9 protein-coding genes are annotated in these 7227 nt (G+C 30.3%); 2 read left to right on the forward strand and 7 right to left on the reverse strand.

The genetic code is table 11. From position 1 onward, the window contains the following. Nucleotides 1-25 precede the first annotated feature (25 nt). Nucleotides 26-790, reverse strand: coding sequence for a zinc ribbon domain-containing protein (locus tag IU405_RS06345; protein ID WP_197437770.1), 765 nt, complete (start codon nucleotides 788-790; stop codon nucleotides 26-28). 2 nt (nucleotides 791-792) lie between these two features. Next, a complete protein-coding gene (locus IU405_RS06350; protein WP_197437771.1) occupies nucleotides 793-1887 on the reverse strand; it encodes a Nif3-like dinuclear metal center hexameric protein in 1095 nt (364 codons plus the stop codon). Between the two features lie 162 nt (nucleotides 1888-2049). Between IU405_RS06350 and lpxK the strand changes: the two genes are divergently transcribed. Then, nucleotides 2050-3084 (forward strand): tetraacyldisaccharide 4'-kinase, encoded by a 1035-nt coding sequence (gene lpxK, locus IU405_RS06355; protein WP_197437772.1) that lies wholly within the window; start codon nucleotides 2050-2052, stop codon nucleotides 3082-3084. A gap of 72 nt (nucleotides 3085-3156) precedes the next feature. Beyond that, on the forward strand, nucleotides 3157-3624 hold the full coding sequence (locus tag IU405_RS06360; RefSeq protein ID WP_197437773.1) for a thioredoxin family protein: 468 nt from the start codon (nucleotides 3157-3159) through the stop codon (nucleotides 3622-3624). A 43-nt stretch (nucleotides 3625-3667) separates the two neighbouring features. Here the strand turns inward: IU405_RS06360 and IU405_RS06365 are convergent, their stop codons facing one another. The 5 genes from IU405_RS06365 to IU405_RS15905 form a co-directional block, all read right to left on the reverse strand. Next, entirely contained in the window at nucleotides 3668-4768 is a 1101-nt protein-coding gene (locus IU405_RS06365) for an OmpA family protein (RefSeq protein ID WP_197437774.1), read from the reverse strand. A 94-nt stretch (nucleotides 4769-4862) separates the two neighbouring features. Continuing rightward, nucleotides 4863-5759, reverse strand: a complete 897-nt coding sequence (locus IU405_RS06370) for a Ppx/GppA phosphatase family protein (RefSeq protein WP_197437775.1) — start codon at nucleotides 5757-5759, stop codon at nucleotides 4863-4865. Nucleotides 5760-5762: 3 nt separating this feature from the next. Then, nucleotides 5763-6251: a SixA phosphatase family protein gene (locus tag IU405_RS06375; RefSeq protein ID WP_197437776.1), complete on the reverse strand. Its 489-nt coding sequence runs from the start codon at nucleotides 6249-6251 to the stop codon at nucleotides 5763-5765. 34 nt (nucleotides 6252-6285) lie between these two features. Then, nucleotides 6286-6933 (reverse strand): pyridoxamine 5'-phosphate oxidase, encoded by a 648-nt coding sequence (gene pdxH, locus IU405_RS06380; RefSeq protein WP_197437777.1) that lies wholly within the window; start codon nucleotides 6931-6933, stop codon nucleotides 6286-6288. Nucleotides 6934-7061: 128 nt separating this feature from the next. Further along, nucleotides 7062-7227: T9SS type A sorting domain-containing protein (locus IU405_RS15905; RefSeq protein ID WP_197437778.1), on the reverse strand; the 166-nt coding region annotated here is incomplete at its 5' end.

Genomic DNA, 7227 nt, shown 5'->3' on the forward strand with positions numbered 1-7227 from the left:
TTTATTTAGAATTTTCGATAGAAAATTAAGCCATAATTTTATCAATTTTCTCTTTTTCCTCAGCTGCTAAAGCAGGATCAACCAAAATTCTTCCACTATGTTCATCAATAGTGATTTTTTTTCTGTTAGCAATGTCTAACTGAACTTGAGGTGGAATTGTAAAATAAGAACCACCAGAAGCACCACGTTCTAAAGCAACAACAGCCAATCCATTTTTTACTTTACTACGGATTCTTTTGTATGCTGTTAAAAGATGTGCATCAATTACTTGCGAAAACTCTTCAGATTTTTCTAATAATAATTTTTCATCTTTTTCTGTTTCTTTCAGGATAGCATCTAATTCCGCTTTTTTGTGAGCTAAATGAGATTCTTGTTTTGCTAATTTTTCTTTAGTGCCATTAATGGTTTCCGTTTTTTGAGCAATTTTTGCTTTGAATTCATTAATTCTTTTTTCAGCCAACTCAGTTTCTAAAGCTTGGTATTCGATTTCTTTAGATAAAGAATCAAATTCTCTATTATTTCTAACCTTTTTTTGTTGCTCTTCGTATTTCTTTGTCAACGTTTTAGCCTCATCAATAACCAATCTTTTGTTGTTGATGTCAGTTTCTAAATTCGCAATTTCTTGCTCCATATTAGAAACTCTAGTAATTAAACCGGCAACTTCGTTTTCTAAATCTTCCACTTCTAGAGGCAATTCTCCTCTAACGCTTCTAATTTCATCAATTCTTGAGTCAATAAGTTGCAAGTCATACAACGCTCTTAATTTTTCTTCAACCGAAACTTCTTTCATGTTTATAGGTAATATATTGGATTTGTTCTTTTTTCTGATAAAATGATTGCAAAATTACTAATTTTTTTCGTAAGAAAGTCAACTATCAAGTTTTTTGTAAACTGTTCACTTTCATAATGTCCAATATCAGCTAATAAGATGCTATTTTCAGCTTTAAAAAAGTCATGATATTTAAAATCTGCACTGATAAATGCGTCTGCGCCAGCTTTTTTGGCAGCCTCAATAGCAAAACTTCCTGAACCTCCTAATAAAGCTACTTTATTTATTTTTTTATGGAGAAGTGCAGAATGTTTGATACATTCTGTGTTCATAGTTTTTTTTAGATACTCTAAAAAATCCTTTTCATCTTTTGCTGAGGTCAATTCTCCAATCATTCCCATTCCAACATTCTGATAGCTATTTTCGATAGTAATAACTTCATAAGCTACTTCTTCATAGGGATGATTTTCTTTCAATGCTTTTAGGATGTGACCTTCATTTTTCAACTCAAAAGTTACCGTAATTTGAATTTCCTTTTCAGTGTGTAAAACACCTTTTTCTCCCAAAGTTGGATTCGAATTTTCGTTTCCACGAAATGTTCCTTCACCAGAAACGGAAAACGAACAAGCGTCATAATTCCCAATATTTCCTGCTCCCGCTGAAAATAGTGAATTTCTTACATCAACAGCATTTTTTATTGGAACATAGGTTGTCAATTTTTTTAAAATATTTTTTTTAGGGATTAAAATCTTGGTGTTTTTTAGTCCTAAAATTGCACACATTTTTGCAGAAACTCCTTCAATACTATTATCTAAAGCAGTATGAATGGCGTAAATAGCAATTTTATTTTCTATTGCTTTTATAACAACACGTTCCACATAATTTGAGCCGTTCAATTTTTTTAATCCACTAAAAATTATTGGGTGAAAACTGATAATCAGATTACAATTTTTTTCAATGGCCTCATCAATTGTAATTTCAAGAGTATCAAGAGTTATTAAAACTCCTGTGACTTCAGCATCATTTTTCCCTACCAATAATCCTACATTATCAAAATCTTCAGCATATTGTAAAGGTGCAATTTCTTCTAAATAGGATGTAACTTCTTTTACTTTCATTATTTTAAATAAAATTCAAAGTTACAGTTTTCTGATTATCAATCCATAAAAATGCGTTATTTTCGTATTCATGAAATCGCTTTTATAAAGAGTTTTTGAAATAAATATCAAAGATGAAATTGCGATTGCATATGTGACCGCTAAAAAATAAATTTTACACATATGAAACTGCTACGATTTTTATTGTTTCCTATTGCCATCATGTATGATTTGGTGACAACATTTCGTAATTTTTTGTTTGAAATAGACTTTTTTAAACAAAAAAGATTTCCAATTCCTGTAATTGTTGTTGGAAACCTTTCAGTTGGTGGAACAGGAAAAACTCCTCAAATAGAATATTTAATTCGTTTGCTGAAAAACAAGTATCTAATTGCAGTTTTAAGTAGGGGATACAAACGAAAAACGAAGGGTTTTATAAAGGTAACAAACTCACATTCAGCCAATGAAGTTGGTGATGAACCTTTGCAGTTTTTTAAAAAATTTCCAGAGGTTTTTGTTGCGGTTGATGAAAAGAGAGTTTCAGGAATTGAGCAAATTTTAATGCATTCAAACACGGATCTTGTGCTTTTAGATGATGCTTATCAACATAGAAAAGTAACAGGAAGTTTTTATCTGTTGTTAACTAAATTTGATGATTTGTTTGTGGATGATTTTCTACTTCCGACAGGAAATTTAAGAGAAAGTAGGAGAGGAGCTGAAAGAGCAAATGCCATAATTGTGACAAAATGCCCTGAAAATTTCAATGAAAATCATCAAAAAAGCATTGAAAATAAATTGGGAAAATATCAAAAACCAATTTTCTTAACTGCCATTTCTTATTCAAAAATAGTGAAAGGATTTTCAGAAATTTTAGTAGATGATTTGTCAAATTTAGAAGTTTTACTTGTCACAGGAATTGCAAATCCAAGTTCATTAACTCGTTTTTTAAATGATCAAAAAATAACTTTTCAACATTTAGAGTATCCTGATCATCATCAATTTTCAACCAAAGATATTGAACAAATCAACTTACAATTTGATGCAATTCAAAATCACCAAAAATTGATTTTAACCACAGAGAAAGATTATGTGAGATTAAGTTCTGATATTAAATCCTGTTATTATTTAGAAATAGAAACCACTTTTTTAGGAAATCAAAAACAAGATTTTGATAATTTATTGATTTCTCACATAGATCAATTTTCTATCAATAGTTGAATTCAAATTTGATTCCTATCAATTCTTTTTATTGGTATTATTTTTGATACTTTTGATGTAAATATTACTAAAATGAAAAATCCCTTTTTACCCTTTTTATTACTATTTGTTTTTACTAAAAGTTTTTATGCTCAAGACACAATTAAACAACATTCTTTACATTGGGTAGACTCTTATGATGTAGCTTTAAAGATATCAAAGAAAGAAAAAAAGCCTATTTTAATCTATTTTAAAGGGTCAGATTGGTGTGAACCTTGCAAAGTGATTGATGCAGAATTATTTGGCACTAAACGTTTCAAAGACTTATCAGAAAAGAGTTTAGTGCTATTGGAAGTTGACATACCAAGACAAATGGATTTGTTACCAGTTGAAAAAATAAGTGATAATTATTACTTGAAAAGTAGATACAATATCAAATCATTCCCAACAATTTTGATAGTTGATCATAAAGGAAAAGTTTTAGCAGAAAAGAAGGGATACATTCTCTCAGAGTATTATTTTCCTTTTTTTGAAGAGCAAATTAGAAAATATAAGTCATAAAAAAAGAGGCAATTGCCTCTTTTTTTATGACTATGTGTCAAAATTAGTTTTGATTTACAACTCTAAAAGTTGTTCTTCTATTTACAGCATGTTCAGCTTCAGAACAAACTACATTGTCAGAACATTTATTTAATAATTTTGATTCTCCAAAACCTTTTGCAAATAATTGACTTGCATTAATTCCTTTAGAAATTAGGTAATCTAGAACTGCTTTTGCTCTTCTGTCAGATAAATCTTGATTTTCTTTCTTTGTACCTCTCATGTCAGTGTGTGACTCAATAAAAACAGCTACACCAGATTTTAAGATTGGTAACAACCTAGCGTCAATAATTGTCATAGCACCTTCATTTAATTCAGCACTAGAAAAATCCCAATTAATTGGTAATGGAGTATTGTCAATCAATTCACAATCTACTGGTTTCCAAGTTGTCAATCCGCCTTTTTTCACTAACACTTGTTTGCTTACAGATTGGAAAATTGCTGGGACTGTAACTTCTTCAGTTCTAGCATCTCTAACCAATACAGTTTTCGTAATTGTTAAATATTCAGGTGCTGTTTGAACAGTTGTTGTAGTTGGTTTTTGAACCATTACTTTTCTTTTGTATGTTTTTCTAACACCAGGAATTGGTATTTTTACAATACTTGCATCACTGACTAATTTTTCAACTGGCATGGTTTTAAATTCTGCTGGGACAGGCTTGTAACACCAATATCTACAATCATCAGGGTTATCTGATTGACAATCAGGTAATTTTTCACTCATTTGCCATGTTGCAGTAGCGCCTTTTACTTCTACAGTTTCAAAACCTTGGTTAAAAATAGCGTTTTTCACCTCTATTTTAGTACCATCTTCTTTTTCAAAATAAGTAACTTCTTGTGTTCCCCAAACTGCAGGAACAATAATGATTTCTTCTCCAGCTTCTTTTATCAATACTTGTTCAGTAATTGTTTTATATTCAGCAGGATAGGTTACAATTTTTTTATATTCTGGTGAAACAGGAACTTGTACAGATTCATTTTTCCAAATATCTGGTGTTTTACATCTTACATAGCATTTTCCAGGTTCAGGATTTTCTGGTAAATCTTGACCAAATGCAACTGCTCCAATACATAAAAAAGCGGTTGTAAATAATATTTTTTTCATATTACAAAAGTCGTTAATAAATACATTTATTAGTGGATAAATATAGCGTCAAATGTACTAAAAACATTTATAAAACTGAATGAAATTCAAGAAATTATAAGGTTTCGTAAAATAAACTTTTGATGATTCCATCAGAAAGACCAATTTTAGGAACGTAAATTTTAGAAGCTCCACTCCATTTCATTGCAGAAAGATAAATTTTAGTAGCTGGAATAATTACGTCAGCTCTATCTGGATTTAAACTAAGTTCAGAAATTCTGTCTTGATAAGACATTTGTTTTAAAAATTGGTATTGTGCATTTAAATACACAAATGAAATGGGTTTTCCTTCCATTCTACCAGACATTTTAAATAATTTATTGATGTTTCCTCCTGAACCAATCAATGAAATTCGTTTTAAATCTTTGGTATTTTTCTTGATCCAACGTTCAACATTTTCAAAAATTTCTTTGTTTTCGACTTTTGAATTGTTCAACAATCTTACAGTTCCCATATTGAAAGATTTTGAAGTAACCATTTTTCCTTCCGAAAAAATAGTGAATTCTGTACTACCACCGCCAACATCAACATACAAATAGGAGTTTGTACCTTTGATCAATTCTTTTAAATCCGTAGAAGCAATGATGGCAGCTTCTTCTTTTCCACCAATAATTGAAATTTTTACGCCCGTTTTTTCAAAAATCTTTTTAATAACTTCTTCACCATTAAAAGCTTCTCTCATGGCGGATGTAGCACAGGCTTTAAAGCGTTCTACTTTGTGAACTTTCATTAGTAATTTGAAGGCTTCCATAGCATCAATCATTCGTGTGATGTTTTCTTCACTGATTATTCCGCTCACAAAAGCATCAGCACCTAAACGAATTGGAACTCGAATTAAGGCTGATTTTTTAAATTGGGTTTCTTTTCCTTCCTGAATAATAACGTTGGAAACCAATAATCTAATGGCATTTGATCCAATATCTATGGCTCCGTATTTCTTTATATCTATCAATGGTTATCTATGATTTTTTGGAAATTCAGTCATAAAAGTTTTTCCTTTTTTAACATCTTTCCAGTGTTTATCTTGAAATTGAATTCCGATAACACCACAAGTGGGCACGTGTACAATAGGAATATCTCCAAATTTATTTACAAAAGTGTTGATGCCATGGTCATGACTAAAAATGATTGCTGAACTATATCCATCATCCAAAGCTTTGACGGTTTTTACTAAATATCCATCACTAAAACTATACAATTGACGGCTTTTTACCAATCCAGAAATGGGATATTGGAAATTTTCACAGAAAATAAGCGCTGTATGTAATGCTCTATTGGCACTACTTGATATAAAAATCCCTGGTCTTTCTATTTCATTAGCTAAGAATTTTGACATTAAATGTGCGTCTTTAATACCACTTTTTTTCAAAGGACGGTCAATATCGTCTATACCTTTATAGTCCCATGAAGATTTTGCGTGTCTAACAATAAATAAAGTTTTCATTCAAGTTTGATTGTTGATGCTGTAAATATAAAATTTATGGTGCTAATCTTTCTATTTTCCAAGAAAAATCTTCTAATAATGTGTATCGTATTCTATCATGCATTCTATTGGGTCTTCCTTGCCAAAATTCTATTGAAACGGGTTTGATGATAAACCCTCCCCAATGTTGAGGTCTTGGAATTTCTGAATTTTCGAATTTTTTCTCAAACATTTTTAAACTTTCATCCAATGTTGTTCTAGAAGAAACCACCGAACTTTGGTTTGATGCCCAAGCACCTAATTTGCTTCCATCAGGTCTTGAATCGAAATATCCATCAGATAAATTTTCAGCAATTTTTTCAGCAATTCCTTTGATAATGATTTGCTGTTCTAATGCAGGCCAAAAAAATGATAAGCAAACATTTGGGTTATTTTGAATGGCTTTTCCCTTTTCAGAATCATAATTTGTGTAAAAAATAAATCCTTCCCAAGTATACTTTTTAAGTAATACAATTCTGCTTTTCGGAAATCCATCATCACCAATTGTAGCAATTGTCATGGCATTCGTTTCCTCAACAGTATCAGAATTATCAGCATTGATAAACCAAGTTTGGAACAATTCCATCGGATTTTCAGGGCAGTTTTCTTCGAGAAGTTCTAGTTTTTCGTAAGATTTTCTATAATTACTTAAGTCTTTAGACATTTGTTTGTTTATGAGAATGTAAAATTAAAAACGTTTTTATGAAAAGTAATCATTTTTTTTAAAAAATGATTCAAAAAAAAGACTGTCAATTCTGACAGTCTTTTTTTATTAGATATTCAATAGTTTATTTATCTAAAAATAATTTTAGTAGTTCCATACGTTGCTTCGCTGCTTGATACTTTTAATAGATAAATACCCGATTTCACTTTAAAGTCAAAGGCTAATTCATTTTTACCTATTGTTAATTGAGCCTTAGATTTATGGATTGTTTTTCCTGTAACATCCGTTAAAGTT

The sequence above is a fragment of the Polaribacter sp. BAL334 genome (assembly GCF_015767435.1).
Taxonomy (GTDB): domain Bacteria; phylum Bacteroidota; class Bacteroidia; order Flavobacteriales; family Flavobacteriaceae; genus Polaribacter.